Below are 26,452 nucleotides of genomic sequence, written 5' to 3'. Positions count from 1 at the left end.
CCGACCCGAAGCCCTACGTCTGGACGAAGACCGCGGACGAGATCCTTGAACGCCTCGCCTCATATCTGAACAGAATTCCTGACTCAGAAGACTAGGGTGACCCCGTGACGACGACCCGCCTCTCGGCCCGCGCGGCCATCGCCTCCGTGACCGACCCCGGCAGCTTCGCCGAACTCCCCGTGCCCCGGCGGGAGTCGGGACCCGACGGGCCCCTGGCCTGGGAGGGCTACGACGACTCCCGCGCCCGCGCCGCCGCGCGGACCGGCGAGCGGGAGTCCGTCGTCGTCGGCACCGCCCGCATCGGCGGCCGGGAAGCGGCCCTGATCTCCTTCGAGTTCGGCTTCCTCGGCGGTTCCCTCGGCGAGCGCACCGGAGACCGGCTCGAAGCCGCCTACACCTACGCCCGCGAACACCGGCTGCCCCTCGTCTCCCTCATCGCCACCGGCGGCTCCCGCATGCAGGAGGGCATGCTCGCCCTGACCCAGCTCCAGCGCGTGGCGCGCCAGTGCGTGCTGACCCGGGCGGCCGGACTCCCCCAGCTCGCCGTCCTGCGCGACCCCACCACGGGCGGCGGCTGGGCCACCCTGGGGGCCGGGGCCGACGTGGTCCTCGCGCTCCCGGGGGCCCAGGTCGGATTCGCCGGCTCCCGGGTGCGCCCGGCGGACGCGGATCCGGCGGCCTACTCCGCCGAGGGGCAGTACGCCGCCGGGCACGTGGACGCCGTGGTCCCCGCACCCGAGCTGCCCGGCGCCCTCGCCGACTGGCTGCGCGTACTGACCGCACCCCGGCCCGACGGGCCCGTCGAGCCCCCGCGCGCGCTGGCCGCCGCGGAACCCCCGAGCAGTGGCTGGGAGGCCGTCCTGCAGGCCCGGCACCCCGAGCGCCCGCGCGCCGGGGCGTACCTGGACGCGTACTTCGAGCTCCGCCTGCCGCTCTCCGGGGACCGGGCCGGCGGCACCGACCCCGGCATGCTGTGCGGGTTCGGGCTGCGCGAGGGGCGGGCCGTCGCGTACGCCGCCCAGTGCGGCACCGCGACCCGTCCGGCCGGGTACCGTACGGCCGCCCGTGTCATCCGCCTCGCCGACCGGCTCGGCATCCCCGTGCTCACCCTGGTGGACACCCCGGGCGCGGCCAACGACGCGGCGGCCGAACACGCGGGCGCCGGCGCGGCCATCGCCGACACCTTCGCGGCGGTGGCCGGCGCGGCCGTCCCCGTCACCACCCTGCTCATCGGCGAGGGCGGCTCGGGCGGCGCGCTCGCCCTGGCGGCGCCGGGGAACACCTGGGTCACCCCGGACAGCTACTTCTCGGTGATCGCGCCGGAACTGGCGGCGGCCATCCTCAAGCGCCCCCCGGCCGCCGCCCCCGACACGGCGGACCAGCTCCGCATCCGCCCCCAGGACCTGGTGACCCTGGGGCTCGCCCGCGGCATCGTCGGCGCGACCCCCTGACGGCTCCGGATCCTGCCTGGCCCGAGTCGATCACCTTGCCCGCGCCGTCCGTCAGCGGCAACGCGGTGGCCGTGGCCGTCGGGGTGACGCCGCGCCCCCTTCACAGTCGGCCGGATCGGGCGAACCGGGCCGGGCCGACCCCCACGTGACGCCCGAAGTGCCGCGTCAGATGCGCCTGGTCGTGGAATCCGGCCGCGACGGCCGCGGCGGCCGGACCCATCCCCGCCAGCAGCAGTCCGCGCGCCAGCGCCACCCGCCGCCCGGTGAGGTACGCGTGCGGCGGCAGCCCGTAGGCCGTCCGGAAGCTGCGGATCAGGTGCGTGGGATGGGGGTGGCCCAGCTCCGCCGAGGCCTCCTCCAGGGTGATCCCCTCGACCACCCTCGCGTCGAGCAGTTCCCGCAGCCGCCCGGCGAGCCCGGCCTCCCGCGGCCCGTCCGCGGCCGCCTCCCGCCCGGTCAGCCACCACCGCAGCCGCTCCTGTACGAAGGCCAGCCGCGACTGGGCCTCGAAGGGGTCCCGTTCCGCGAGCGCCAGGTGCAGGCCGTGCACGCGCTCCCGCAGCGCCGGATCGGCCAGCAGCGGCGCGTCGACGGCGGCCCCGGCCAGCCGTTCGGGCAGCACGGAGGTGTCCAGGTACAGCACCCGCTTGCGGAAGCCGGCCTCGGTCACGGTCCGCCCGTCGTGCACCACCCCGGGCGGCAGCAGGATCACCTGGTCCGAGACCCCGGCGCCGTGCCGCTCCCGGTCGAGGGCGAAGTCGACGCGGCCGCCGTCCAGGATCATCAGCGCCCAGGTGTCGTGGACGTGGGCGGGGTACGCGTGGTCGGTGAAGCGGGCGTGGAAGACCTCGGCGATTCCCCCGACCGGCGGCCGCCAGGCGGAGACGGTGCCGCGCGGGCGTAAAGGGGCCATGTCAGGAACGTACAAGACCGCCGCCGATCCGCCCCGGCAGGCTGTGCTCATGACGACACCGAAGGTCAACATCGCCGAGAAGCTCGCCCGTTTCACCGACCACTGGGCCCCGCGCCGCATCGCGCGCGTCAACGACTACGAAGTCAAGGTCTCCAAGCTGCGCGGCGAGTTCGTCTGGCACACCCATGAGGACACCGACGAGCTGTTCCTGGTGGTCAGGGGCACGCTGACGATCCGGCTGCGGGACGGGGACGTGGTCCTCGGCCCCGGCGAGATGTACGTGGTCCCGCGCGGGGTGGAACACTGCCCGGCCGCCGACGAGGAGGTCGAGCTCCTGCTGTTCGAACCGTCCGGCACCACCAACACCGGCTCGGCGGGCGGCACCCGCACCCGCGAACCGGTGGACGCGTAACGCCTCGGCCGGCGGGGGCCACCGGGCCGCACACCGGGGGGCACGGTCCGCGCCCCCGCGGCCCGGGGGGGTCCGGCCGGCCCTGCCGGAGGGGTGACGCCGCCGCCCGGCCTTCGCGCGCCGTCGGCAGCCGCCGCGACGGTCACCGCCCGAGTCCGGCGCGGCCCGCCACCTGCGGGGCAGCGCTTGGCGGTCCCAGCCGCTACGCCTGGGGCGACCGCGCGTCGTACCGGGCGAAGCCCCGCCAGCGCAGGGCGAGCAGCCCCAGCACCAGCACGCACGCGAGGCCCCCGCCCGTGACCGCCACAGCGGGGGACGTCAGGTCGGCGACGGTCCCGGCGAGGAAGTCCCCGAGCCGGGGCCCACCCGCGACGACCACGATGAACACGCCCTGCAGGCGCCCCCGCATCTCGTCCGGGGTGGCGGCCTGCATCATCGTGCTGCGGAACACCATCGAGATGGTGTCCGCGCACCCGGCCAGGGCCAGGAACAGCAGCCCGATCCACAGGTTCCGGGTGAGCCCGAAGACGGCGATGGCCAGCCCCCACCCGGCCACGGACACCAGGATCGCCAGGCCGTGCCGGCGGATCCGCCCCAGCCAGCCCGAGAACAGCCCGCCCAGCAGCGCGCCCACGGCCGGCGCGGCCACCAGCAGGCCGACCGTCTTCGCGTCGCCGCCGTACCAGAGCCCCGCGACGGCCGGGAACAGCGCCTTCGGCTGCGCCAGCACCATGGCGGCCATGTCGGAGAAGAAGGTCATCCGGATATTGGGCCGGGTCCCGAGGAAACGCAGGCCGTCGAGGACGGACGCCCTCCCCCGCTCGCCCTCCGCCCGGTCCGGCTTCATCGAGGGCAGCCGCCACATCGCGTAGAGCGCGGCGGTGAAGGTGACGGCGTCGATCAGGTACGCGGCCTGATAACCCCACCAGCCGACGATCAGCCCGCCCAGCATCGGGCCGATCATCGTCCCGGAGGTCATGGTCACCGAGTTCAGCGCGTTGGCGGCGGGCAGCTGCTCGGCCGGCAGCAGCCTCGGGATCATGGCGGACCTCGCCGGCCCCGCGAGCGCCCCGGCCACCGCCTGGAGCGCGACGACGGCGTACAGGAACCACACCCGGTGGTAGTCGAGCAGCGCGGCCGCGGCGAGCGCGACGGACAGCGCGGCCGAGCCGAGGGCGCTGTAGAGGCCGAGCTTGCGGCGGTCCAGCGTGTCGGCGACGGCGCCTCCGTAGAGCCCGAAGGCGACGAGCGGGACCAGCGCGAAGAGCCCGACGAGCCCGACCGCGAAGCTGGAGCGGGTGATGGCGTAGACCTGGAGCGAGATCGCGAGGGCGGTCATCGCCTGCCCGAGCCAGGAGATGGTGCTGCCGACCCACAGCCTCCGGTAGTGCGCGGAGGTGCGCAGCGGGGTCAGGTCGGCGAATATGCGCTGCCGGGAGCGGGGGCGGGTGGGCGCGGTCGTATCGGGCACAGCGGATGATAACCACCGGTCCGCCGCCCCTCCGAGCGGGTTTTGCGGCGTTCACACACCGGCAACAGTCGCCCCACCCGGCTCCGGGTTCCCGGGGCGGGCGGCCTCTTGCCGGTAACCCGCCACTATCACCGGACATTTGACCGAATCGCCGTGCGCTACACACCTCTCGTTCAGCTCATGATGAAAAGACTCGTATGTCCAGGGAGGCGCAGTGATCGAACCTGGCAACAGCACCACGAGCACCGGCACCGCGCGGAACACGGTGCGCACCACCGGCCCCCTCACCGTCGGGGTCGAGGAGGAGTTCCTCCTCGTCGACGCCCGCACCTTCCGGGTGGTCCCCGCCGCCCCGCTCGTCCTCGCCACCGCCGGGGGACTGCCCGGCGAACTGCACGCGGAGGGCACCCGCTACCAGGTGGAGATCTCCACTCCGGTCGCCCACGCGGCTGACGCGCTGCGTACGGAGATCGCCGCGCTGCGGCGCACCCTCGGCCGGGCGGCCCGCGCCCACGGCTGCCGGCTGCTGGCCGCGCCTTCGCCGGTCGTGGCCGTGGAAGGCCCGCTCCACCTGACCGACGACGAACCGCGCCAGCGCGAGCAGGCCCGCCGCTTCGGCGCGCTCACCGACACCCTGGTCAGCTGCGGCCGCCACGTCCACGTCGGCAGCCTCGACGAGGACACGGCCGTCGCGGTGTCCAACCGGGTCAGGCCCTGGCTGCCCACGCTGATCGCGCTCGCCGCCAACTCGCCGTTCTGGGGCGGCCGTGACACGGGTCACGCCAGCTGGCGGGCGATGGCCTGGTCGGGCTGGCCCTCGGCGGGACCGCCGCCGCACTTCACGTCCACGGCCCATTTCCGGCGCTCGGTGCAGACCCTGCTCGGCTCGGGGGCGGCCCTGGACACGAAGATGGTCTATTGGGACCTGCGCCCCTCGGGACGCTGGCCGACGCTCGAACTGCGGGCGCCCGACATGTCCCCGGACATCGACGGGGCCGTGCTGCAGGCCGAACTGACCCGCGCCCTGGTGGCGACGGCCCTGCGCGAGATCGCGGAGGAGCGCCCCGACCCACCCGTACGGGACGACGTCCTGCGCCTCGCGCGCTGGCGGGCCGCGCACGACGGGCTGGAGGGCTTCGGCCTCGACCCGTACACGGGGGCGGAACTCCCGGCGGCGGACCTGGCGGAGGCGCTGCTGGACCTGGTCGCCCCGGAACTGGCCGAGTCGGGCGACCTCGACCACGCGGCCAAGACCCTGGGCGGCCTGCTGCGCGACGGCTCGGGCGCCCACCGCCAGCGCGCCGCCTTCGCCCGCCGCCAGGACCTGAACGACGTACTGCGCCACTTGGCGGACGAGACGGAGAACTTCTAGCGCCGTGACCGGAAGGGTTTGCCGGGTCGCGTCGTCCGGTGCGGTGCATCGCAAGGCGGAGGGCCACCGCTCGTACTGGACGTACCGCCGTGGTCCGACAACGCGGCGAGGTGCCGTGCCGGGCAGCGCGACCCGGTGAACCTTTCCGGTCACGGCACCAGCCGGGCACCGGACTGGCACGGCGCCCGCCCCGGCGCCGCACCCGTCCGGTCGACGGCGCGGCGGGTCTGCCCCGCTGCTGCCCGGACGGCTGGAAGCATGCGTCCATGTCATCCCGGGCAGGCAACGCGCAGAGTTCGGCGACGGCTCGGACCGTCCTGGTGACGCTCGCGTCCGGGCAGTTCCTGATGGCCCTCGACAGCTCCGTCATGAACGTCTCCATCGCCACGGTGGCCGAGGACGTCGGCACGAGCGTCACGGGCATCCAGGGGGCGATCACCGCCTACACCCTCGTGATGGCGATGTTCATGATCCCCGGCGGCAAGGTCGGGGCGCTGATCGGCCGCAGACGCGCGTTCGTGATCGGCTGCTGCGTCTACGGGGCCGGCTCGCTCACCACGGCGCTCGCACCGAACCTCACCGTGCTGCTGCTGGGCTGGGCCCTCCTGGAGGGGATCGGGGCCTCGCTCATCCTGCCCGCGATCGTGTCGCTCGTCGCCGGCAACTTCTCCGTGGAGCGCCGCCCCGCCGCCTACGGCCTCATCATGGCCGCGGGGGCGATCGCGATCGCCGTCGGACCGCTCATCGGCGGCATCGCGACGACATACTTCTCCTGGCGGTGGGTCTTCGCCGGAGAGGTCCTGGTGGTCCTCGCCATCCTCGCGCTCGCGCGCCGCATCGCGGACGCCCCGCCCGGCGAACGCCGGCGCATCGACCTCCCGGGGGCCGCCCTCTCCGCGGCCGGGCTCGGGCTGTTCGTCTACGGCGTGCTCCGGTCCGACGAATGGGGCTGGTTCCTGCCGAAGACCGGCGCGCCGTCCTGGCTCGGGGTGTCCCTGACGACGTGGCTGATGCTGGCGGGCATGGTGCTGCTCTGGCTCTTCCTCCGCTGGGAGGCCAAGGTCGCCGGGCGCGGCCGGGATCCCCTCGTCGACCCCGGCATGCTGCGCAACCAGCAGCTCACCGGTGGCCTGACGATGTTCTTCTTCCAGTACCTGGTGCAGATGGGCGTGTTCTTCGTCGTCCCGCTCTACCTGTCCGTCGCACTGGGCCTGTCGGCGCTGTCGACCGGCGTCCGCCTGCTGCCGCTGTCGGTGAGCCTGCTGCTGGCCGCGACCCTGATCCCGCGTTTCCTCCCGGACGTCTCACCGCGGCGCGTGGTGCGGGTCGGGATCTTCGCGCTGCTCGCGGGCGCGGTGGTCCTGATGGCCGCGCTCGACCTCGACGCCGGCGCGGAGATCGTCACCATTCCGCTGCTGCTGATCGGGCTCGGCATGGGGGCGCTGGCCTCGCAGCTCGGGTCGGTCACCGTGTCCGCCGTACCGCAGGAGCAGAGTGCGGAGGTCGGCGGCGTGCAGAACGCCGTCACGAACCTCGGCGCCTCGATCGGCACGGCACTCGCCGGATCGATCATGATCGCCGCGCTCACCTCCTCCTTCCTGACCAGCGTCGCGGCGAATCCGGCGGTCCCGGACAGCGTCACGGACCAGGCGACCGTCCAACTGGAGAGCGGCGCGCCCTTCCTGTCCGACGCCCAGCTCCAGACCGCCCTCGACGAGGCGGGGACGAGCCCGGAGGTGTCCCGGACGGCACTGGACGCGAACGCCGAGGCCAGGCTCGACGGCCTGCGCGCCGCGCTCGCCATCCTGGCCTTCGCCGCGGTCGTCGCCCTGTTCTTCACCCACCGGATCCCCGCGACCCAGCCGCGCTCCCCGGACTCCCCGTGACCCGGTCCGGAAGGCTCCCGCGGAGTTCCGCGATGGCCGCGTCGAACGCCGAGTCCCGGTGCTCCGCGAACTCCCCCTCGGTGAAGACCGGTGTGGGAAGGTGTGGCGGGATGCCGGTGCCGTCGAAGGTCCGCCCCGAGCGGGTCAGGAACTCCTCGTTCGGGAGCCGGACCTTCATGCCGTTGGGCAGCTCGCGCTCCATGAAGTCGGAGAACACGCCCTGGGTGGCCTCCCCGACGCGCACGGTCCTGCCGGGCCGGTCCATGAGTGCCTGGACGAACGTCTCGCCCGCGCTGAACGTCGTACTCGCGGTCAGCACGGCGACCGGTCCGCCGTAGCGCGGGGCCTCCCCGTCGGGTCGCACCGGGACGGGCTGCGGGCCCGTGTAGCGGGTTCGCTTGCGGTAGGCGATGTACGGGGTGTCGCTCAGGCGCCCGGCGAGGCGCAGGCCGAGTGCGTCGGAGCCGCCGCCGTTGATGCGCAGATCGATGATCAGCCCTTTGAGGGAGGCCGTGCGCCCGGCGGTGAGGACGCTGTCCAGCGCCTTGTCGAACTCGGCCAGCTGGGCGGCGTACGAGGAGTCCTTCGTGTCGTAGCCGCCGAATCCGGAGATGCGCAGGTACCCGTGGCCGCCGGGCAGGTCGGCGTAGCCGATGCGGCCGTTGGCGAATTCCGCCAGGCCCTTGCCGTCGAGGTCGTACCTCACGATGTGGTCCTTGACCTTCGTGTCCAGCGTGCCGCTGAGCGGCGGTGTGCCCGGGCGGACCTCGGCGAAGCGGCGGTCTCCGTCGACGACGGCCACGTGCGCGTCGTACAGCGGCTTCACCATTTCGCTGAAAAGGGAGAAGAGCTCGTCCCTCGTCGTGCCCGCGTGCACCCTGGGCCGGTACTGGTCCCGTCGTGCGGGCCAGTCGATGCCCTTGGCCCCGAAGAAGGGGTAGTTCTCCTCGAAGGACTGCCAGAAGACGTCGAAGGTCGTCACCGGGTCGTCGGACGTGGGGCGCCCGCACGCCGCCGGGAGCCCTGCCATCCGGCGCAGCTTCCTGTCCCCGGCCGATCCGTCCACGTGCATCGATCCCGAGGATCGGAGGGTGAGGACGGTCCCGTCGCCGGTGCGGTAGGTGCCCTGCGCCGTCCGCAGCGCCGCGGCGCCCTTCAGGCAGCTCACCGCGGTCGTCTGGTACTCCTGCAGGCGCCCGTCCGCGATCGACAGGACGGTGTTGTATCCCTCCACGCGCCAGACGCCGTCGGCGGGCGGCCGTGGGGCGGCCGCGGCGGGCGCCACCGCCCCGCCGGCAAGGGCCAGTACCACCATGGCCGTCGCCGTCTTGGAACTCGTGGATCGCACGGTCTTCCCTTCCCTGTACGCGCCCTGCGTCAGGGAATCGACGATCGCCGACGGGCCCGCCCGGCCGACATCCGGCGGGCAGGTGGACCGGCCGGGGGGCTGCCCCCCCTGCCGTGTCGGCCGGCAGCACCCCCTTCCGGGGGACGCGGGGTGATCCGGAGGCGCCGGCCCGGCGCGCGTGCGGGGGCGGGGTCGCGCGTGCGGGGGCCGACCCGGAGCGCGTGCGGGGGCGGGGCCCGGCGCGCAGCATGGATGCATGGCCGGCCTCCCGCCATCGGGGATCCGCTCCCGGGCCTCCTCCGCGGCCGCCGCAGCACTCTTGGCGGCGGCCCTGAGCGCCGTCCCGAGCGGCCCCGCCCGGGCCTTCACCGGCGACAACCACGAGGCCGTCACCCGGGCGGCACTGCACTGGGAGCCCGTCACGCTGACGGCGATGGCCGATGCCCGTGTCGGGGCGGTCACCGCCAACGACCGCCCTCCCTACTTCGACATCGGCCCCCTGCACTGCGACAACGCCGACTACCTCGCCCCCGACCACGCCCCCTCCTATCCCCGCACCCGGGACGAGGCCACCACCGAACTCCTCGCCTGTGTCCGCACCTCCGTCGCCCGGTTCCGCAACGCCGTGCGGGCCGCCGACGGCCTCGTCGACGCCGACGGCGGGGTCCGCGCCGACCAGAGCGACCTGGTGTCCTCGCCCTGCGTCTGGGACGGGAAGCCCGGGCGCGCCAAATGCGCCGTCCTCGAACAGCTCGGGCGCGGCTGGCACCAGATCGAGGACTTCTACGCGCACTCCAACTGGACCGACCGCCCCGCCCCCGGCCCGATCGGCCTCGACAACCCGCCCGGCCTGGGGCGTACCGACCTCGCGCCGTTCCTCGACATCCGGCGCTACAGCGCGATGGAGGACGCCGAGTGGACCCGGGACGCGCGTGCCCGCATCCCGGCCGACCTCACCACCGGCTGCTACCCGGACTTCGATTCGACCGGCGTCAGACCAGCCGACTGCGAAGGGCGGGTCCCCCACAACCGCGTGCTGACCAAGGACACCGCCGCGACCGCCCGCTCGAAGACGGCCGACAACTTCGGTCACGCGACGGCCGGAGCCACCGCCGAGATCCGCCGCCAGTGGAACGACTTCAAGGCCGAACTCCTGGCCGCCTACCCCGACCACGACCGCGGGGCACGGATGGTCTGCGCCCTCACGCACGACGATCCGGCCGCCGCCTGCACCTGACCCTCAGGAAGTGAGCTGGTACAGGCTCCTGCCCACGATCCACAGCCCGAGCACGAGGCAGGAGACGACGATCGCCGGTTCCTTGTGCCGGTCCAGCCACTCGCGCAGGTCCGTCAGGGCCCGGTGCGCCCGCTCGGGCGCGAACACCATGTACAGCTCCATGGTCAGCAGGGTGGCGCTGGCGAGCAGGCAGAACCCCATGAGCGCCAGGTACGACTCGGTGTGGGAGAGGTCCGCCTCCACCACGGTGCTGGCGGCGAGGCCGACCATGCCCCAGGGCTGGAGGAGCACGGCGACCGTGGCCGCGGACCAGTACGTGACCTGGTCCGTACGGGAGGTGATGGAGCTCTTGGCGGCCTCCGGCTCGACCTGCACCGCACCGCCGCCGGCCGCGGCCGCGGCCGCCGCGCGCTTCCTCCGGCGCCTCTTGCGTTCGCTGTAGACGATCAGTCCCACCCCGAGGAGCAGCTTGACCGCGAGCGCAGCGGTGGACGGCGGGGACCGCGGCGGTGGCGGCTCGCCGTTGGTGAGGAGCAGCACGATGGCGATCACGACGACGAGGCAGCCGAGCCAGGCGAGGATGAACACCAGGCCCTTCCACACCCCGCGGGGCGCCGACACGACCAGCACGAAGGCCAGGATCGGCAGCGGGTAGAGCGTGATGATCAGACCGATGAGGAACAGGTCGAGCACCATGGCGCGCGGTTCCGCCCTACCCCGACGCGTTCGGCAGCCGGTGGTCCGCTGCCCGGTTCACAAACGACTCCTGCATGGCCGGACTCCCCTCACCGGCGGCCACGGGCCTCCCGGCAGTCCCATCGTCGGCCCATCCCCCGGTGATCGCCACGCGGGCGCGATCCGGCCGTTCCCGCGCGGGCAGCCTCCCCGTGGTGACGACCGCCCCACGGCCACCGGGCACCCGCCCGGCCGGCACGCGTTCGCCACACCGCTCCCTCCGCGCCCCGAACCGGGGGCGTGGCGCTCAGCTCCCGGTCCGGACCTGCTCGGAGGGGTGCGGAAGCAGTTCGCTGGAACCGCGGACCACCAGACGGGTGGGGACCGAGATCGTCCGGGCCCGGGAGCGGTCGCCGTCCAGCCGGGCCAGGGCGGTCCTTGCCGCCGCCTCGCCCATGGCCGCGGGATCCTGGGCCACGGCGGTCACGGCCGGTTCGAGGACATCGGCGAGAGGGAGGTCGTCGAAGGTGACCAGAGCGATGTCCTTGCGCCCCGTGCGGGCGAGTTGCGCGATGACTCCGAGAGCCATCATGTTGTTCGCCGCGAACACGGCGGTGGGCGGATTCGGCAGGCTCAGCAGCGCGGTGGTCTCGGCGGCGGCCGCGTCCTGGCCCTGGGCGCCGGTCACCAGGGTCGGGTCGTAGGGCAGGCCGGCCTCCTCGAGCGCCGAACGGTAGCCGGCGAGCCGCTCGCGCCGGGTGTACAGCTTGGCGGGCAGATCGCCCACGAACCCGATCCGGCGGTGCCCGCGGGCGATGAGGTGGGTGACGCCCTCGCGGACACCGCTCCGGTTGGAGCTGACGACGCAGTCAGCGGAAAGGCCGACTCCCGGCCGGTCGAGGAACACCACCGGGAGACCGGCCGCGCGCGGCGCCTTCAGGTGACTGTGATCGGCTCCGAACGCGGGGACGACCATCAGCATGCTGACGCGCCGGGCGAGGAAGGTCTGGATCAACGCCCGTTCGCGGTCGGGGTCTTCGTCCGACGAGCCCATGAGCAGGGTGAGCCCCCGGCCGCGTACGAGGTCCTCGATGCCGCCGGCGACGGTTCCGAAGAAGGGGTTGCCGAGGTCGGGCACGACCAGGCCGACGGTGGTGTCGGGGCCCCCGACGCGGATGTTGCGGGCCATCAGGTTCGGCTGGAAGCCGAGCTTCGCGACGGCCGCGAGCACGCGCTCGCGGGTCTGCGGGGAACTCGGCCCGTCCTGGTTGAGCACCCGGGACACCGTCTTGGCGCTGACGCCCACTTCCCTGGCGACATCGGCCAGTGTGGGGCGGCGGTTCGCGGCCATGTACCACCGTTCCTGTGCGTGTGCGGGGCCCGGCCCCTGCCCGGGGCCGGGCCCGCTGTCCTGACTGTGCGGCGACCGTGTCGTCCGCGCGGGCTCGCTCCCGCGGCGACTCAGTGGGCGGACACGCCTGCCGCCTCGGCGGCATCCGCATCGGCAACGACCGTACCCCCATCGTCGCTCACCCTGAGTGCCCCCGTCATGATGGCGACGACCTCCGCCATGGAATAGTCGGACGGTTTGATCAGGGCCTCGCGACGGCCGAGCCGGTGAATGTGGATGCGGTCGGCGATCTCGAAGACGTGCGGCATGTTGTGGCTGATCAGGACCACGGGCATGCCCTTGTCGCGGACTCGTCGGATCAGGTCGAGGACCTGACCCGACTCCTTGACGCCCAGTGCGGCGGTGGGCTCGTCCATCACGACGACGCTCGATGCCCAGGCGACGGACCGCGCGACCGCCACAGCCTGACGCTGACCGCCGGAGAGCGTCTCCACCGGCTGGGTGAGCGAGCGCAGTCCGATCTTGAGGTCGGCCATGTGGGCCGCCGCCTCCTGACGCATGCGCTTCTTGTCGAGCATGCGCAGCGCGCTGCCGAGGAAGCCCGGCCGGCGCAGCTCACGCCCGAGGAACATGTTGGAGGCGATGTCCATGGAGGCGGCGACGGCGAGGTCCTGGTAGACGGTCTCGATGCCGTGCTGCCGGGCGCTCTGCGGCCCGGTGAACCTGATCTGCTCGCCGTTCAGCCGGATCTCGCCCTCGTCCGGGGTGAGCGCGCCGGTGAGGGCTTTGATCAGGCTCGTCTTGCCGGCGCCGTTGTCGCCGATGACGGCGAGGACCTCGCCGGGCAGCAGGTCGAAATCGGCGCCGTCGATTGCGGTGACGTGGCCGTACCGCTTGACCAGGCCGCGGGCCTGGAGCACGGGAGTGGGATCGGCGGTGTTCATCGTGCCTTCCTCCGGGAGATCTGGTCGACGGTCACGGCCAGGATCACCAGCACGCCGGTGATCAGGGTCTGGTAGATGGAGGCGACGCCCATCAGCTGCAGGCCGTTGCGGAACACGCCGACGATGAGGACGCCGATGAAGGTGCCGAGGACCGAGCCGCGCCCGCCGAAGAGGCTGGTGCCCCCGAGCACGACAGCGGTGATGCTGTCCAGGTTGTCGGTCTGTCCGGCCTGCGGGTCACCGACGCCGGTGCGGGAGATCAGCAGCAGTGCGGCGATTCCGTAGACGGCTCCGGCCAGGGTGTAGAGGCCGATCGTCAGCCGGGAGGTGCGGATGCCGTTGAGGCGGGCGGCCTCGGAGCTGTTGCCGAGCGCGTACACGTGCCGGCCCCAGGACGTGCCGCTGAGCGCGTAGGCGAAGAGCAGGAACAGGGCGATCGTCACGAGCGAGCCGTAGGTGATGTCGGTGTTGCCGAGCGGGAACGTCTCGCCGAGGGCGGTCAGCGGCGCCGGGAGGTCGGTGATCGTCTGCTCGGCCGAGTAGATGTGGGTCAGGGCGAACGCCACGTTCAGCATGCCGAGGGTGACGATGAACGGCGGGAGCGGGATCAACTGCACCAGAAGGCCGTTGACCAGGCCGAAGCCCGCGCTGACGAGCAGACCGAGGGTGATCGCGGCGAGTGGTGGCAGGCCGCCCTCGGCCGCCGTCTTGGCGATGACGATGCTGCCGAACGCCATGACGGCACCGCAGGAGAGGTCGATGCCGGCGGTCAGGATGATCAGGGTCTGTCCGATGGCCAGCGTGCCCACGACCATGACCTGCTGGACGATCAGCGAGAAGTTCCCGCCGGTGAGGAACTGTTCGGTCGTCAGGGAGAAGAAGACGCAGGCCAGCAGCAGGGCGACGAGCGGGCCCGTGGTCGGTGTGGCGAGTAGCCGGCGGACCGTGGTGGGTCCTTTCAGCTGGCCGTAGGGCAGGGGTGTGGCAGTCATGGTGGTCCTTGCCGGTCGTCGGTGGTCGGCGGAGCTGGGTTCGTCAGGGGGCAGGTGCGGGAGGGCTGTTCGCCGCGGGAGGCATGCGCCGGAGGGTGCCGTACGGAGGTCCCCCGTGGAGCGCGGGGCGGTCCGGCCCCGGGGACGAGAAGGTCGGCCCCGGAGCGTTCGGCCGGGGAAGCGGCCGGTCAGGGGTGGGCTTCCGCGGCGCGCCCTGACGGCGGGGGGCTCAGCCCCAGCACTTCTCCAGGCCGTACGCGGTGTCCTCGGCGTCCACACCCGGCTTGGCCGCGTCGGTGATGAGCGTGACGCCGGTGTCGGTGTAGCCGGAGGCCTTCTTGCCGCTCTTGGCGAAGTCGGCGACCGCCTTGACGCCCTGGGACGCCATCTGGAGCGGGTACTGCTGAGAGGTCGCGGCGATCTTGCCCTCCTTGACGGCCTTCGTGCCGGTGCATCCGCCGTCGACGGAAACGACCAGCACCTTCTTCTCCAGGCCCTTCGCCTTCAGCGCGGTGTAGGCGCCCAGCGCGGCCGGCTCGTTGATCGTGTAGACGACGTTGACGTCCGGAGCCTTCTGGAGGCAGTTCTCCATCGCTGTCTGGCCCTTGGCCTGGTCGCCGCCGGTGTCCTGCATGCACACGACCGACGGGTCGCCCTCCGCGACCCCGAAGCCCTTCAGGAAGCCCTGGTGGCGCTGCACACCCACCGCGACGCCGGGCGCGAGGTCCAGGGTGGCGATCTTCGCGTCCTTGTCGGCCATGGCGGCCTTGGCGTACCGGCCGATCAGCTCCCCCGCCTTGACGTTGTCGGTGGCGAAGAGGGCGTCGGTGGCGTCCTGCGGATCGGTCGGGCTGTCGAGCGCGATGACCAGGACGCCCTTGGCGCGGGCCTTCGCCAGGGCGGGGACGATCGCCTTGGAGTCGTTGGGCGTGATGAGGATGCCCTTCACACCGGAGTTGACCATGTTCTCGATCGCGGTGACCTGACCCGCGTTGTCGCCGTCGAACTTGCCCGCCGCGCTGATGAGTTCGACGTCGTTGTCCTTCGCGGCCCGCTCGGCGCCCTCCCTCATCTTCACGAAGAACGGGTTCGTGTCCGTCTTGGTGATCAGCCCGACCTTGGTGCCGCCACCGCCGCCGGCCCCTCCGTGCGCTCCGGAGCCGCAGGCCGTCAGGGTCAGCGCCGAGACGCCGGCGAGAACGGTGAACGCGAGGGGCGCACGGGTGGCGCGGTTTCTGCGGGGCATGACTGATCTCCTGCTGGACGAGGGCGGAACGGAACACGCGGGGGGCGATGTCATCGTTGACTCATGTCATCGTTGACACTGCTTGCGGAGGATGATGAACTCCGTCACCCGGAAACGTCAATGCCTTGTCGCCGTCACACATCGGCAACGTCGTCGCCCCGCACCGCCTCACAGCGAGAGCAGCGCTCTTTCGTGAGATTCCCCAAGACCCCCCGCAACGCGGCCTTCTCGCGCTGCCCGCCTGGAGAGAACGAGCCATGCTCCTGCCTCTGGTCACTGTCCTCGGAGAATGCGTCGCGGACGCCTTCACCGTCCCCGCGCCCACGCCGAGCGAACTCTCCCTGCGAGTCCTGCCGGGCGGCGGTCCCGCGAACACGGCCGTGGCGCTCGCCCGGCTGGGCACGCCCGCCCGCTTCCTGGCGCGGCTGTCCGACGATGCCTTCGGCCGCCTGTTCCGCGACCATCTGGAGGCCTCGGGCGTCGATCTCACGGCCGCCGTACGCGCGTCCGAGCCCAGCACGCTGGCCGTCGCCGAGCTCGACGGCCAGGGTCAGGCCACGTACTCCTTCCACGCCCAGGGCACGGCGGACTGGCAGTGGACGGCGGACGAACTCGCCGCGACGGACCTCAGCACCACGTCCTGCCTGCACTCGGGCTCCCTGGCCCTGGTGCGCGAACCCGGCGGCACGGTCGTGGAGGACTTCCTCGCCCGCGCCTCCGCCACGGCCACGATCTCCCTCGATCCGAACGTCCGGCCCCTGCTGGTGGCGCCGGAGGTCTACCGCGAACGCCTGGCGCGCTGGTGCGCGCTCGCGGACATCCTCCGGCTGAGCGAGGACGACCTGGACCTGCTGCTGCCCGAGTACACGATCGAACGGGCCTGCGACGCCTGGCACGCGGCGGGGGTCCCGCTCGTCGTGATCACCCGCGGAGAGCACGGCGCGGTCGCCTCGCTGAACGGCGAGCGGGTCGCCGTCCCGGCGCCTCCGGCCGACGTGGTCGACACCGTCGGCGCGGGCGACTCCTTCACCGCAGGACTTCTGCACCACCTCGGCGCCAAGGGGCTCCTCGGGGGGCGCCTGCCGGATCTGCGAGTCGACGACGTCTTCGACGCCTGCGCCTTCGCCTCCAGGGTGGCGGCGCTGACCTGCGGCGTCGTCGGGCCGAACCCGCCGTGGGCCGACCGGTTGCGCCTGCCTGAACCCGCGATCGGACGCACCGCCGGCTGAACGGGCGACCGGACCGGTGGCCCGAGCGAACTCGCCCCGTGCCATTGACTAGCCGCCCGGAGCCCGCGCATCATCACTCCCCAGCAGATGTCATCGCTGTCACATGTCAACGATGACATCTGTTTACCGGGACGCCCCCACCGCCCGGCACTGCGAATTCCCGGCGTCGTGCCACCGCGGCGGACGCGGACACGACGCCGCCGCCCCCAGTGCAGGAGAAACCATGAGCCGAGTCCCCGCACGCCGTCGTGTCCCACTGCGCCTCGTCGCCGCCGCGGCAGCGGCCTGCGCGCTCACCGTCACCGCCGTCGCCCCGCCGGCCGGGGCGCGGGAGAGCCGGCCGTACACCGAGACGTACCGACCGCAGTTCCACTTCAGCCCGGCGAAGAACTGGATGAACGACCCCAACGGACTGGTCTGGTTCAAGGGCGAGTACCACCTCTTCTTCCAGTACAACCCGAGCGGCAACACCTGGGGCGACATGTCCTGGGGCCACGCCGTCAGCAAGGATCTGGTGCACTGGCAGGAGCTGCCGCTCGCCATCCCGCACGACGACGAGGAGATGGTCTTCTCCGGAAGCGCGGTCGTCGACCACGACAACACCGCGGGGTTCGGGACCAGGGAGAACCCCGCGATGGTGGCCGTCTACACCAGCCACCACAAAGACGGCGGCAAGCAGGCCCAGTCCCTGGCGTACAGCACCGACCGCGGCCGCACCTGGACCAAGTACGCCGGGAACCCGGTGCTCGACATCGGGTCGAAGGAGTTCCGCGATCCCAAGGTCCAGTGGTACGCCCCCACCAGGAGCTGGCTGATGACGGTGTCGCTGTCCACCGAGCACAAGGTACGGTTCTACTCCTCCAAGGATCTGAAGAGCTGGACGCATCTGAGCGACTTCGGCCCGCAGAACGCGGTGGGCGGCGTCTGGGAGTGCCCGGACCTGTTCCCCCTGCCCGTCGACGGCGACCCCAAGCGCGTCAAGTGGGTACTCGTCGTCAACCTCAACCCCGGTGGCATCGCCGGCGGTTCGGCCGCCCAGTACTTCGTGGGCGACTTCGACGGCAAGCGGTTCACGCCCGACGACGAGGGCTCCTACACACCGCCGCCCGGAGTGGTGGTGCAGGACTTCGAGGGGGCCGACTACGGCGCCTGGCAGTCGACCGGCACCGCCTTCGGCGACGCGCCCGCCCCCGCGCCCACGCCCGGGACCTCGGGCACGAGCGGAGTCGAGGGTCGCGGACTCGTCGACAGTTTCCACGGCGGCGACGTCGAGACCGGCACCCTCACCTCACCGCCCTTCACCGTCGGCAGCCCGTACCTCAACTTCAAGGTGGCCGGCGGCCGTCATCCGCACGTCCCGGGCTCGGTGATGGGCGACTCCCCGGCGCCCGAGGGCCAGGTCCTCTCCGACTTCGAACAGGACACGTACGGCTCCTGGACGGCCACGGGTACCGCCTTCGGTGACGGCCCGGCGCGGGGCACGCTCCCCGGGCAGCACGAGGTGTCCGGACACGAGGGCGGTGGTCTGGTGAACACGTTCCTGGGCGGTGACGCGGCCACGGGCACCCTCACCTCGCCCGAGTTCACCGTCACCGCGAAGCACCTCAGCCTCCTCGTCGGCGGCGGCAATCACCCCTCCGGATCCGACGCGCCCACCGCCGTCCGCCTCGTCGTCGACGGCAGGACGGTACGCAGCGCCACCGGCACCGACTCGGAGGCCCTCAACTGGGTCTCCTGGGACCTCGGCGACCTCGCCGGCCGGACCGCGCACATCGAGGTCGTCGACGAGAACACCGGCGGCTGGGGGCACATCCTGCTCGACCAGGTCATCCTGTCCGACACCCCGGCGCGCCCCCGTTCGACCGAGACGGCGGTCAATCTCGTCATCGACGGCGAGGTCGTCCAGAGCGAGACCGGCGCGGACAGCGGCAGCCTGGACTGGGCGTCCTTCGACCTGCGCGCTCACCAGGGCAAGCAGGCCACCATCCAGATCGTCGACATGAACCGGGCCGGCTGGGGCCATGTCATGGCCGACCACTTCGTCGCGGCGGACCAGCCGGCGATCCCGAGCGTCCGGCGGGCTTCCTGGGTCGACCACGGCAAGGACTACTACGCGGCCGTCTCCTGGGAGGACGCCCCGGACGGCAGGCGCCGCATGATCGGCTGGATGAACAACTGGCAGTACGGCAACGCCGTTCCGACCTCCCCCTGGCGCAGCGCGCAGAGCATTCCGCGCGAGATGGCGCTGCGTACCGTGGACGGCCGGCTCCGGCTCACGCAGCAGCCGGTTGCCGGCGTGGAGTCGCTCCACGGCCCCTCGGTCAGCGTGCGTGGCGTCGCAGTCGCGGACGGCTCCGTGCCCCTGGCGGCGGGCCGGGCCGACGGCGAGGCGCTCGACATCCGGGCCACGTTCACCCTCGGCGATGCCGCACGTTTCGGCTTCAAGGTCCGCACGGGCGAAGGCCAGGAGACCGTCGTCGGCTACGACACGCGGACCGGGGAGCTGTACGTCGACCGGACACGGTCGGGTGCGGTGGACTTCCACAGCGACTTCCCCGGCATCCAGCGCGCCCCGCTGACGGCCCGGAACGGCGAGGTCGAGCTCCGCATCCTGGTCGACCGGTCCTCGGTCGAGGTGTTCGGCGGCGAAGGGGAGGCCGTGATCACGGACCAGATCTTCCCGAGCCCGGACAGCGACGGCGTCCGGCTCTTCGCCGAAGGCGGCTCCGCCCGCCTGGACAGCGCCCAGGTCTGGCAGGTGCGGTCGTACCGCGACTGAGCACCTGTGCCGGCCCGTTGACCATGCCGGCGCAGCCGGCGAGAGACAGGAGACAGGACATGAGGAAGACGCTGCTGGCCGAGTTCACCGTGCGCCCCGGAAGCGAGGAACGCGTCGCCGAGCTGGTCGAGGACTATGCCTTCCACGTCCGTGCCGAGACCGGGAACCTGGCGTTCGAGGTGTACACCAAGGAATCCGACCCCCTGGCCTACTGGATCTTCGAGGTGTACGCGGACGAAGCCGCCTTCCGGGCCCACCTGGCGGCCCCCTACGGCCCGCCGTTCAACGCGGCACTCCAGCCGTTGATCGAAGAGAAGGAGTCCGTGCTCACCTTCCTGAGCCCGCTCGGCCGGTGAACCGCCGGCGCACCTCGCGCATGCACTCCGGGCCGCTGGTGCGGGCGCCCCAGCGGTTGACTCCGCGGCACCACCGGCTGAGCCGCCGACCCGGCGCCGCAGACCGGCGACGGTTTCCCGCCGGGCCGGGCGCGGCCCGGTCGAGGTCGAGGCGGATGCGCAGGGCCCTGCTCCGGTCCTTGGGCAGACGGTCGACGAGGGCCCGGTCGATCGAAGCGCCTCGGGCACTCCACCGTGACGATCACCACAGACCCGTGCTCCCACCTCCTGGGTGGTGTCGGGCGCGACGCGGCCGAGAAGGCGGCGTCCCTCGTGCCGCGCCGACAGCGTGAGGCGTCCGACCGGGGGATTCTCGTTCCCCGGTGGTTCCCGGCCAAAGGTTCGAGCTCGGCTCGCCTGATGGCACAGCAGACCCCAGAAACGCCGAAGCCGCAGGTGAGAACGATTCTGCACCTGCGGCTTGCGGTGGGGCGGGTGGGACTCGAACCCACGGCCGACGGATTATGAGTCCGCTGCTCTAACCGGCTGAGCTACCGCCCCTTCACGGCGTGGCGCGTACATCTGTGCGCGCCGTCTGCCGCAGCATAGCCGCTCATACGATCTCCTGCCTCGGATGCCTCGCATGATCGGCTTCGCCTGTTCAGAGAGACCGTCCTGAGGGCTGCCCGGTTCCAGGACCGGGCAAAAAAGAAGAGGACCCGCTGGGGGCCCTCTTCTTCTCTTGCTCGCTCCCCCGGCTGGACTCGAACCAGCAACCCTCCGGTTAACAGCCGAATGCTCTGCCAATTGAGCTACAGGGGATCGCGCTCCCCCGACTGGACTCGAACCAGTAACCTGCCGGTTAACAGCCGGCTGCTCTGCCAATTGAGCTACAGGGGATTGCTGCGGTGCATCGAACGGCCCACCTCCGGCCTTGCCGGGGGGCGAGCGCCCGTTGCGAGTCATAGATTAGCGCAAGCAGGGGGGTGCTCCGCCAATCGGTATCGACAGCAGGCCGGGCACCACACGACGAAGGGTGGCAGGCATGCGTTACAAGGCGACGTTCGTGGCCGGACTGGCCCTCGGCTACGTACTCGGAACCCGTGCGGGGCGCGAGCGTTACGAACAGTTGAAGAAGTCCGCACGGGAACTCGCGCAGAACCCGGCGGTGCGCAATGCCGCCGAGACCGCGGGCCACACCGGGCGCGTGTACGCCGGGAAGGCCTTCACCGCGGTGAGCGAGAAGGTCGGCGACGCCGTGCCGGCCTCCCTGGCCGGACGGGTGCGCGGGCTGCGTGACCGCCGGTACGGCGGCTTCGAGGACGACTGGGGCACCAGCAACACCTGAGGCGTCCGCGGCGAGCCGTGCGGTTCCCGGGTCCCGTGGGGCCCCGGGAACCTCACGGGACTTCCGGGCACTCCGGAGAGGTCAGGACCGGTCGTATGTGCGGCAGAATTCTCCGCATGGGGATAGTCGCCGGGCTGGACAGCTCTTCAGCCTTCACTCGCATCGTCGTCTGTGACACCGAAACCGGTGCCGTCCTGCGCCAGGGCTACGCACCCCATCCGCAGCCCGCGGGAGAGGCCGACGGAGCCAACCCCCACGAGACCGACCCCCAGGCCTGGCTGCTCTCCCTCGGCGAGGCCGCCGGCGGCGGGCTCCTCGAAGGGGTCCAGGCCATCGGCGTCTCCGCCCAGCAGCACGGTCTGCTGCCGCTCGACGCGCAGGGCGGCCTCGTACGTCCCGCCCTGGTCGGCAACGACAAGCGCGGCCAGGTCGCGGCCGCCGACCTCATCGACTCCCTCGGGGGCCGGGCCGCCTGGGCCGAGGCGGTGGGCTCCGTCCCGCACTCGGCGCAGCCCATCGCGAAGCTGGCCTGGCTGGCCCGCAACGAGCCCGAGGCGGCCCGGCGGGTGGCCGTGCTGATGTCCCCGCACGACTGGCTGGTGTGGCAGTTGCTGGGCCGGCCCGCCCGGCGGACCACCGACCGCGGCGGCGCCTCCGGCACCGGCTACTGGTCCCCGGCCACCGGAGCCTGGCGGCCCGACCTGGTCGAGCTCGCGCTCGGCCACCGGGCGCTGCTGCCCGAGGTGCTCGGCCCGGCCGACGCCGCCGGGACCACGCCCGAGGGGCTGCTGATCTCGGCCGGCACCGGCGAGACGATGGCCGCCGCGATGGGGCTCGGACTGGGCCCCGGCGACGCCGTGGTCTCGCTCGGCGCCTCCGGTTCGGTGATGGCGGTGCACCACGAGGCGCTGTCGGAGCCCGGCGGGCTGATCACCTCGCTGGCCGACGCCACCGGCATGCACCTTCCCGTGGTGAACACCTCCAACGCCGTACGGGCCCTGCGCGGCACCGCCGAGCTGCTGGGCACCGACCTGGAGGGGCTGAGCGAGCTCGCCCTGAAGTCGACGCCGGGCGCGCACGGACTCGTACTGCTCCCCTACCTGGAGGGTGAGCGGACGCCGAACCTGCCGCACACCGCCGGGACCCTGTCCGGGCTGCGCCGGGACTCCATGAAGCCGGAGCACCTGGCGCGGGCCGCCTTCGAGGGCATGCTGTGCGGGCTGGTGGACGCGCTGGACGTGCTGCGTTCGCGCGGGGCCGTGATCCGCCGGGTGTTCCTGCTCGGCGCCGCGGCGGAGCTGCCCGCCGTACAGGCCGCGGCCCCGGGGCTGTTCGGGACGCAGGTCGTCGTACCGGCCCCGGCCGACTACGCGGCGCTGGGCTCGGCACGGCAGGCGGCGTGGGCCCTCGGTGTGGCGCGGGGCACGCTCGCCCCGCACACCCCGCCGGTCTGGCCCGCCCCGCCGGCCCAGGTCTTCGAGCCGGGCGAGGAGTTCCCCGCGTGGCAGGCCGTCCGTCAGCAGTACGTCGCGACGCGGGAGCAGATCCACCCGGGCGCGTTCCAGGCTTCCGGAGCACCGCAGCCGTAGGGCCGCGGGCTCCGCGGCCTCGGGACGGAAGGCGCAGCGAGGTCTACGCCTTTTGACCGGGCTTTGCGAAATCCGTTGGGGATCGGGGGGCCGGTTGGCCCAAGATGGGTTGAACCCCTCGATCATGCCGACCGGAGCCTGCGCGTGCTCATACGACTGCTGCGGACCCACCTGGGTCCGTACAAGAAACCGATCGCCGCGCTGGTCCTGCTGCAACTGCTGCAGACCAGCGCGAGCCTCTACCTGCCCACACTCAACGCCGACATCATCGACAACGGTGTCGTCCACGGGGACACCGGCTACATCCTTCGCTTCGGCGCGCTGATGCTCGGCGTCTCGCTCGTCCAGCTCGTCTGCAACGCCGGGGCCGTCTACTACGGTGCCCGCACCGCGGCCGCCGTGGGCCGCGACGTCCGCGCGTCCGTCTTCGACCGGGTGCAGAGCTTCTCCGCACGGGAGCTCGGCCAGTTCGGCGCCCCGTCGCTGATCACCCGTACGACGAACGACGTCCAGCAGATCCAGATGCTGGTACTGATGACCTTCACGCTGATGGTCTCGGCGCCGATCATGTGCGTCGGCGGCATCTTCATGGCGCTCTCGCTCGACGTGAAGCTGTCGGGCGTGCTGCTCGCCGTGGTCCCCGTGCTCGGCCTGTCGGTCGGTGCGATCGTCTTCAGGACGCGGCCGCTGTTCCGCACGATGCAGGAGCGGCTCGACACCGTGAACCGGGTGCTGCGCGAGCAGATCACCGGCAACCGGGTGATCCGCGCCTTCGTCCGCGACGACTACGAGAAGGAGCGCTTCCGGGAGGCCAACGCGGACCTCACCGGGGTCTCGCTGGCCGCCGGCCGGCTGCTGGCGCTCATGTTCCCGACCGTGATCCTGGTCGTGAACATCTCCAGCGTCGCGGTCATCTGGTTCGGTGCCATGCGCGTCGACAGCGGCGGCATGGAGATCGGCCAGCTGACGGCCTTCCTCGCCTACCTGATGCAGATCGTGATGGCCGTGATGATGGCCACCTTCATGTTCATGATGGTGCCGCGCGCCGAGGTGTGCGCCGAGCGCGTCCAGGAGGTCCTGGACACCGAGTCGAGCGTGGCCCCGCCCGTCGACCCGGTGCGCAAGGTCCTCACCCGCGGCCGCCTGGAGCTGCGCGGCGCCGACTTCCGCTACCCGGGCGCCGAGGCCCCCGTGCTGCGCGGGGTGAACCTGGTGGCCCGCCCCGGCGAGACCACCGCGGTGATCGGCTCCACCGGCAGCGGCAAGTCCACCCTGCTGGGCCTGGTCCCGCGGCTGTTCGACGCGACGGGCGGCGAGGTGCTCGTGGACGGCGAGGACGTGCGCCGGCTCGACCCGGAGCTGCTCGCCAGGACGGTCGGGATGGTCCCGCAGAAGCCGTACCTGTTCTCCGGAACGGTCGCCTCCAACCTGCGCTACGGGCGCCCGGACGCGACCGACGAGGAGCTGTGGCGGGCCCTGGAAGTGGCCCAGGCCAAGGAGTTCGTGTCCGAGCTGGAGGGCGGCCTGGAGGCCGCCATCACCCAGGGCGGGACCAACGTCTCCGGCGGCCAGCGCCAGCGTCTGGCCATCGCCCGCACCCTGGTGCAGCGCCCGGAGATCTATCTCTTCGACGACTCGTTCTCGGCCCTGGACTACGCGACGGACGCGGCGCTGCGCGCGGCGCTCGGCCGCGAGACCGAGGAGGCAACCGTGGTGATCGTCGCCCAGCGCGTCTCCACGATCCGTGACGCCGACCGGATCATCGTGCTGGACGAGGGCGAGGTCGTCGGCGAGGGGCGCCATCACGAGCTGATGGCCGGCAACGAGACCTACCGGGAGATCGTGCTCTCCCAGCTGACGGAGGCGGAGGCCGCATGAGCGGGCCCGGAGGACGGATGATGATGGGACCGGCCCAGCGGTCCCTGGACTTCAAGGGATCGGGCAAGCGGCTGCTGGGCCAGCTCGCCCAGGACCGGGTCAAGCTGTGGGGCATGGTCGCCGCGGTCGTCGGCAGCGTCGGCTGTGCGGTGGTCGGCCCGAAGATCCTCGGTGAGGCCACCGACCTGGTGTTCGCGGGCATCGTGGGCCGCCAGCTGCCGGCCGGCATCACCAAGCAGCAGGCGCTGGACGGGATGCGCGCCAGGGGCCAGGGCGGGATGGCGGACATGCTGTCCGGCACCGACTTCACCCCGGGTCAGGGCATCGACTTCGGCGCCGTCGGGGTCGTCGCGGTCTGGGCGCTGGTGGTCTTCACCCTGGCCGGTCTGCTGATGCTGGTGGCGACGCGGCTGTCGAACCACGTCATGAACGGCACCGTGTACCGGATGCGCGAGGAGCTCCAGGCGAAGCTGTCGCGCCTGCCGCTGTCGTACTTCGACCAGCAGAAGCGCGGCGAGGTGCTCAGCCGGGCCACGAACGACATCGACAACATCGGGCAGACGCTCCAGCAGACGATGGGGCAGCTGCTGAACTCGCTGCTGACGATCGTCGGCGTGCTCGCGATGATGTTCTGGATCTCGCCGCTGCTGGCGCTGGTCGCGCTGGTGACCGTGCCGGTGTCCGTCGTCGTCGCGGCGAAGATCGGCAAGAAGTCGCAGCCGCAGTTCGTGGCGCAGTGGAAGACGACCGGTGCGCTGAACGCACACATCGAGGAGATGTACTCGGGGCACACGCTGGTGAAGGTCTTCGGCCGGCAGAAGGAGTCCGCGGCGGTCTTCGCCGAGCAGAACGAGGCGCTGTACCGGGCCTCGTTCAAGGCGCAGCTGGTCAGCGGTCTCATGCAGCCGGTGATGTTCTTCATATCGAACATCAACTACGTGCTGGTCGCGGTCGTCGGCGGTCTGCGGGTGGCCTCGGGCACCCTGTCGATCGGCGACGTGCAGGCCTTCATCCAGTACTCGCGCCAGTTCTCGATGCCGCTGTCGCAGGTCGCGTCGATGGCGAACCTGGTGCAGTCCGGCGTCGCCTCGGCGGAGCGGGTCTACGAGCTGCTGGACGCGCGGGAGCAGGAGCCGGACGCCGAGGTTCCGGAGCGGCCGGAGGAGCTGCGCGGGCAGGTCACCCTCGACAAGGTGGCCTTCCGCTACGAGCCGGACAAGCCGCTGATCGAGAACCTGTCGCTGACGGTCGAGCCGGGTCAAACGGTCGCGATCGTCGGCCCGACGGGCGCGGGCAAGACCACGCTCGTCAATCTGCTGATGCGCTTCTACGAGGTCACGGGCGGCGAGATCGCCCTGGACGGCGTGGACATCGCGAAGATGACCCGCGAGGAACTGCGCGGCTCCATCGGCATGGTGCTCCAGGACACCTGGCTGTTCGGCGGCACCATCGCGGAGAACATCGCCTACGGGGCCTCGCGCGAGGTGACGCGGGCCGAGATCGAGGAGGCGGCGCGCGCCGCCCACGCCGACCGGTTCATCCGCACCCTGCCGGACGGCTACGACACCGTGCTGGACGACGAGGGAGCGGGCGTCAGCGCGGGCGAGAAGCAGCTGATCACCATCGCCCGGGCGTTCCTGTCGGACCCGGTGATCCTGGTGCTCGACGAGGCGACGAGCTCGGTCGACACCCGTACCGAGGTGCTGATCCAGAAGGCGATGGCGCGGCTCGCGCACGGCCGTACGTCCTTCGTGATCGCGCACCGGCTGTCCACGATCCGCGACGCGGACGTCATCCTGGTGATGGAGAGCGGCTCGATCGTGGAACAGGGCACGCACGAGGAGCTGCTGGCCTCGGGCGGTGCCTACGCACGGCTGTACGCGGCGCAGTTCGCGCAGGCGGTGGCCGAGGTCGACTGATGACCGGGCCCCGGCCGTGTGCGCGGCCGGGCGGGGTGGGGCGTCCTCGGGGGCGCCCCTTCCCGTTTCCGCTGTCC

At 72.1% G+C, this 26,452-nt stretch carries 20 protein-coding genes and 3 tRNA genes; 12 read left to right on the top strand and 11 right to left on the bottom strand.

Translation table 11 applies throughout. The annotated features are described in order from the left end of the window. Positions 1-104 precede the first annotated feature (104 nt). Positions 105-1,451 carry a carboxyl transferase domain-containing protein gene (locus ACZ6Y1_RS19315; RefSeq protein ID WP_469630676.1) on the top strand — a complete coding sequence of 449 codons (1,347 nt, stop codon included), beginning with the start codon at positions 105-107 and terminating at the stop codon, positions 1,449-1,451. 100 nt (positions 1,452-1,551) lie between these two features. On the opposite strand, the gene ACZ6Y1_RS19310 is transcribed toward ACZ6Y1_RS19315, so the two are convergent. Next, complete coding sequence (locus ACZ6Y1_RS19310; protein WP_469630672.1) at positions 1,552-2,364, bottom strand: AraC family transcriptional regulator; 813 nt, start codon at positions 2,362-2,364, stop codon at positions 1,552-1,554. A gap of 49 nt (positions 2,365-2,413) precedes the next feature. Between ACZ6Y1_RS19310 and ACZ6Y1_RS19305 the strand changes: the two genes are divergently transcribed. Then, positions 2,414-2,776 (top strand): cupin domain-containing protein, encoded by a 363-nt coding sequence (locus ACZ6Y1_RS19305; RefSeq protein WP_469630669.1) that lies wholly within the window; start codon positions 2,414-2,416, stop codon positions 2,774-2,776. Positions 2,777-2,978: 202 nt separating this feature from the next. On the opposite strand, the gene ACZ6Y1_RS19300 is transcribed toward ACZ6Y1_RS19305, so the two are convergent. Beyond that, on the bottom strand, positions 2,979-4,247 hold the full coding sequence (locus ACZ6Y1_RS19300) for an MFS transporter (protein WP_469630666.1): 1,269 nt from the start codon (positions 4,245-4,247) through the stop codon (positions 2,979-2,981). A gap of 214 nt (positions 4,248-4,461) precedes the next feature. Here ACZ6Y1_RS19300 and ACZ6Y1_RS19295 point away from each other — a divergent pair, with 214 nt between their 5' ends. Beyond that, positions 4,462-5,619: a carboxylate-amine ligase gene (locus ACZ6Y1_RS19295; protein ID WP_469630663.1), complete on the top strand. Its 1,158-nt coding sequence runs from the start codon at positions 4,462-4,464 to the stop codon at positions 5,617-5,619. Positions 5,620-5,885: 266 nt separating this feature from the next. Next, the gene (locus ACZ6Y1_RS19290) at positions 5,886-7,505 is read left to right on the top strand and encodes an MFS transporter (RefSeq protein ID WP_469630659.1); all 1,620 of its coding nucleotides are present in this window, start codon (positions 5,886-5,888) and stop codon (positions 7,503-7,505) included. Here the strand turns inward: ACZ6Y1_RS19290 and ACZ6Y1_RS19285 are convergent. Beyond that, on the bottom strand, positions 7,456-8,820 hold the full coding sequence (locus ACZ6Y1_RS19285) for a S41 family peptidase (protein WP_469630714.1): 1,365 nt from the start codon (positions 8,818-8,820) through the stop codon (positions 7,456-7,458). The genes ACZ6Y1_RS19290 and ACZ6Y1_RS19285 overlap by 50 nt on opposite strands. A gap of 289 nt (positions 8,821-9,109) precedes the next feature. Here ACZ6Y1_RS19285 and ACZ6Y1_RS19280 point away from each other — a divergent pair, with 289 nt between their 5' ends. Continuing rightward, complete coding sequence (locus ACZ6Y1_RS19280) at positions 9,110-10,090, top strand: CinY protein (protein WP_469630656.1); 981 nt, start codon at positions 9,110-9,112, stop codon at positions 10,088-10,090. A 3-nt stretch (positions 10,091-10,093) separates the two neighbouring features. On the opposite strand, the gene ACZ6Y1_RS19275 is transcribed toward ACZ6Y1_RS19280, so the two are convergent. From ACZ6Y1_RS19275 to ACZ6Y1_RS19255, 5 genes are all read right to left on the bottom strand, one after another. After that, positions 10,094-10,786, bottom strand: a complete 693-nt coding sequence (locus ACZ6Y1_RS19275; protein ID WP_469630653.1) for a GAP family protein — start codon at positions 10,784-10,786, stop codon at positions 10,094-10,096. A 286-nt stretch (positions 10,787-11,072) separates the two neighbouring features. Next, complete coding sequence (locus ACZ6Y1_RS19270) at positions 11,073-12,116, bottom strand: LacI family DNA-binding transcriptional regulator (protein WP_469630650.1); 1,044 nt, start codon at positions 12,114-12,116, stop codon at positions 11,073-11,075. A gap of 110 nt (positions 12,117-12,226) precedes the next feature. Next, the gene (locus ACZ6Y1_RS19265) at positions 12,227-13,060 is read right to left on the bottom strand and encodes an ATP-binding cassette domain-containing protein (protein WP_469630647.1); all 834 of its coding nucleotides are present in this window, start codon (positions 13,058-13,060) and stop codon (positions 12,227-12,229) included. Next, on the bottom strand, positions 13,057-14,052 hold the full coding sequence (locus ACZ6Y1_RS19260) for an ABC transporter permease (RefSeq protein ID WP_469630644.1): 996 nt from the start codon (positions 14,050-14,052) through the stop codon (positions 13,057-13,059). The genes ACZ6Y1_RS19265 and ACZ6Y1_RS19260 overlap by 4 nt, the downstream gene beginning before the upstream one ends. A 229-nt stretch (positions 14,053-14,281) precedes the next feature. After that, positions 14,282-15,298 carry a substrate-binding domain-containing protein gene (locus ACZ6Y1_RS19255; RefSeq protein ID WP_469630641.1) on the bottom strand — a complete coding sequence of 339 codons (1,017 nt, stop codon included), beginning with the start codon at positions 15,296-15,298 and terminating at the stop codon, positions 14,282-14,284. A gap of 257 nt (positions 15,299-15,555) precedes the next feature. On the opposite strand from ACZ6Y1_RS19255, the gene ACZ6Y1_RS19250 reads away from it, so the two are divergent. The 3 genes from ACZ6Y1_RS19250 (at position 15,556) to ACZ6Y1_RS19240 (ending at position 19,662) form a co-directional block, all read left to right on the top strand. Continuing rightward, the gene (locus ACZ6Y1_RS19250) at positions 15,556-16,527 is read left to right on the top strand and encodes a carbohydrate kinase family protein (RefSeq protein ID WP_469630638.1); all 972 of its coding nucleotides are present in this window, start codon (positions 15,556-15,558) and stop codon (positions 16,525-16,527) included. A 223-nt stretch (positions 16,528-16,750) separates the two neighbouring features. Further along, entirely contained in the window at positions 16,751-19,306 is a 2,556-nt protein-coding gene (locus tag ACZ6Y1_RS19245) for a GH32 C-terminal domain-containing protein (RefSeq protein WP_469630635.1), read from the top strand. A gap of 59 nt (positions 19,307-19,365) precedes the next feature. After that, on the top strand, positions 19,366-19,662 hold the full coding sequence (locus tag ACZ6Y1_RS19240) for a putative quinol monooxygenase (protein WP_469630632.1): 297 nt from the start codon (positions 19,366-19,368) through the stop codon (positions 19,660-19,662). A gap of 466 nt (positions 19,663-20,128) precedes the next feature. On the opposite strand, the gene ACZ6Y1_RS19235 is transcribed toward ACZ6Y1_RS19240, so the two are convergent. The 3 genes from ACZ6Y1_RS19235 to ACZ6Y1_RS19225 all read right to left on the bottom strand — a co-directional run bounded on the left by ACZ6Y1_RS19235 (position 20,129) and on the right by ACZ6Y1_RS19225 (position 20,541). Beyond that, positions 20,129-20,202, bottom strand: a tRNA-Ile gene (locus ACZ6Y1_RS19235). A gap of 188 nt (positions 20,203-20,390) precedes the next feature. Next, positions 20,391-20,463 (bottom strand) — tRNA-Asn (locus tag ACZ6Y1_RS19230). A 5-nt stretch (positions 20,464-20,468) separates the two neighbouring features. Next, positions 20,469-20,541: transfer RNA gene (locus ACZ6Y1_RS19225), tRNA-Asn, on the bottom strand. Positions 20,542-20,686: 145 nt separating this feature from the next. Here ACZ6Y1_RS19225 and ACZ6Y1_RS19220 point away from each other — a divergent pair. The 4 genes from ACZ6Y1_RS19220 (at position 20,687) to ACZ6Y1_RS19205 (ending at position 26,375) form a co-directional block, all read left to right on the top strand. Beyond that, the gene (locus ACZ6Y1_RS19220; protein WP_469630629.1) at positions 20,687-20,989 is read left to right on the top strand and encodes a YtxH domain-containing protein; all 303 of its coding nucleotides are present in this window, start codon (positions 20,687-20,689) and stop codon (positions 20,987-20,989) included. Positions 20,990-21,105: 116 nt separating this feature from the next. Further along, positions 21,106-22,578: an FGGY family carbohydrate kinase gene (locus ACZ6Y1_RS19215; protein ID WP_469630625.1), complete on the top strand. Its 1,473-nt coding sequence runs from the start codon at positions 21,106-21,108 to the stop codon at positions 22,576-22,578. 144 nt (positions 22,579-22,722) lie between these two features. Further along, positions 22,723-24,456 carry an ABC transporter ATP-binding protein gene (locus ACZ6Y1_RS19210; RefSeq protein WP_469630622.1) on the top strand — a complete coding sequence of 578 codons (1,734 nt, stop codon included), beginning with the start codon at positions 22,723-22,725 and terminating at the stop codon, positions 24,454-24,456. Beyond that, a complete protein-coding gene (locus ACZ6Y1_RS19205; protein WP_469630619.1) occupies positions 24,453-26,375 on the top strand; it encodes an ABC transporter ATP-binding protein in 1,923 nt (640 codons plus the stop codon). The genes ACZ6Y1_RS19210 and ACZ6Y1_RS19205 overlap by 4 nt, the downstream gene beginning before the upstream one ends. The last annotated feature ends 77 nt before the right edge of the window (positions 26,376-26,452 follow it).

Source organism: Streptomyces sp. NPDC053432, assembly GCF_055585365.1.
This window is presented reverse-complemented; position numbering and strand designations above follow the sequence as displayed.

Coding starts and splice junctions, on each gene's coding strand:
- ACZ6Y1_RS19310 (WP_469630672.1), bottom strand. CDS start 2,364: ATGGCCCCTTTACGCCCGCGCGGCACCGTCTCCGCCTGGCGGCCGCCG.
- ACZ6Y1_RS19275 (WP_469630653.1), bottom strand. CDS start 10,786: ATGGTGCTCGACCTGTTCCTCATCGGTCTGATCATCACGCTCTACCCG.
- ACZ6Y1_RS19260 (WP_469630644.1), bottom strand. CDS start 14,052: ATGACTGCCACACCCCTGCCCTACGGCCAGCTGAAAGGACCCACCACG.
- ACZ6Y1_RS19270 (WP_469630650.1), bottom strand. CDS start 12,116: ATGGCCGCGAACCGCCGCCCCACACTGGCCGATGTCGCCAGGGAAGTG.
- ACZ6Y1_RS19245 (WP_469630635.1), top strand. CDS start 16,751: ATGAGCCGAGTCCCCGCACGCCGTCGTGTCCCACTGCGCCTCGTCGCC.
- ACZ6Y1_RS19250 (WP_469630638.1), top strand. CDS start 15,556: ATGCTCCTGCCTCTGGTCACTGTCCTCGGAGAATGCGTCGCGGACGCC.
- ACZ6Y1_RS19285 (WP_469630714.1), bottom strand. CDS start 8,820: ATGGTGGTACTGGCCCTTGCCGGCGGGGCGGTGGCGCCCGCCGCGGCC.
- ACZ6Y1_RS19215 (WP_469630625.1), top strand. CDS start 21,106: ATGGGGATAGTCGCCGGGCTGGACAGCTCTTCAGCCTTCACTCGCATC.
- ACZ6Y1_RS19240 (WP_469630632.1), top strand. CDS start 19,366: ATGAGGAAGACGCTGCTGGCCGAGTTCACCGTGCGCCCCGGAAGCGAG.
- ACZ6Y1_RS19255 (WP_469630641.1), bottom strand. CDS start 15,298: ATGCCCCGCAGAAACCGCGCCACCCGTGCGCCCCTCGCGTTCACCGTT.
- ACZ6Y1_RS19280 (WP_469630656.1), top strand. CDS start 9,110: ATGGCCGGCCTCCCGCCATCGGGGATCCGCTCCCGGGCCTCCTCCGCG.
- ACZ6Y1_RS19305 (WP_469630669.1), top strand. CDS start 2,414: ATGACGACACCGAAGGTCAACATCGCCGAGAAGCTCGCCCGTTTCACC.
- ACZ6Y1_RS19265 (WP_469630647.1), bottom strand. CDS start 13,060: ATGAACACCGCCGATCCCACTCCCGTGCTCCAGGCCCGCGGCCTGGTC.
- ACZ6Y1_RS19290 (WP_469630659.1), top strand. CDS start 5,886: ATGTCATCCCGGGCAGGCAACGCGCAGAGTTCGGCGACGGCTCGGACC.
- ACZ6Y1_RS19220 (WP_469630629.1), top strand. CDS start 20,687: ATGCGTTACAAGGCGACGTTCGTGGCCGGACTGGCCCTCGGCTACGTA.
- ACZ6Y1_RS19205 (WP_469630619.1), top strand. CDS start 24,453: ATGAGCGGGCCCGGAGGACGGATGATGATGGGACCGGCCCAGCGGTCC.